Raw genomic sequence first — 226 nt, 5'->3', positions numbered from 1 at the left:
CCGCGAGGCGGTGGTCTCCGCGTCGGTACCGGGCGCGGTGGTGACGGTCTCGGTCAGACGCCCGTCCTCAACGGTCCGGCTGACCTCAGTCTTCAGCTCACCCGGCCCCTCACCCCGGCCCTCCTGTCCGGCGCCGTCGGCCCAGGAGACCGTCTGCGAGGCAGGCTGCCCGTACTTGTCGTAGGTGAACGTGGTCTGCTCGCGGGCGGTGAGCTTCCCGCTGCTG

At 71.7% G+C, this 226-nt stretch carries 1 protein-coding gene; it reads right to left on the bottom strand.

Translation table 11 applies throughout. The features are described 5' to 3' along the window. Positions 1-226 (bottom strand): hypothetical protein (locus tag IF89_RS40420; protein ID WP_043195241.1); only part of this gene is annotated, 226 nt, incomplete at both ends.

Source organism: Streptomyces sp. NRRL F-2664, assembly GCF_000719345.1.
Classification (GTDB): Bacteria; Actinomycetota; Actinomycetes; order Streptomycetales; family Streptomycetaceae; genus Streptomyces.
The sequence above is the reverse complement of the archived record's forward strand: the minus strand, read 5'-3'. Positions and strand labels throughout refer to the sequence as shown.